General features: G+C 75.0%; 1 pseudogene. It reads right to left on the bottom strand.

The annotated features are described in order from the left end of the window. Window positions 1-71 precede the first annotated feature (71 nt). Window positions 72-376: pseudogene (locus BIU89_RS11490) on the bottom strand (epimerase); the annotation flags it as partial.

The following is a 376-nucleotide window of genomic DNA, read 5'->3' as shown; positions in this document are numbered from 1 at the left end:
CACGGGCCTCCCGTCCGCCGGTCCCCGCGTTCTCGTGCCCGCGGGACGCCGTCGTCTTCGGAAAGCGCGTCTCAGCGCACGTACGAGCCGGAGGTGAGGTCCTCGACCAGGGACGGCCGCGACGGACGCCAGCCGAAGGCCGACCGGGCGTGCGCGCCGGACGCCTCCTGGTGCAGCAGCAGGGCGTCGGCGTAGTCCCGCCCGAGCCGATCCCGGCTCGCGTCGACGCTCTCGGCGACGACCGGTGCACCGTGGGCTCCGGCCTCGGCGATCTGGCGGACGGTCGGGTTGTCCCCGGTCGCGGCGACGATGTACCCGTCGGGCTCGCCGCGGTGCAGCGCGAGGACGTAGAGCTCGCCGAGGTCGTCGACGTGCA

It is taken from the genome of Curtobacterium sp. MCBA15_005, assembly GCF_001864855.1.
Lineage (GTDB): Bacteria > Actinomycetota > Actinomycetes > Actinomycetales > Microbacteriaceae > Curtobacterium > Curtobacterium flaccumfaciens.
This window is presented reverse-complemented; position numbering and strand designations above follow the sequence as displayed.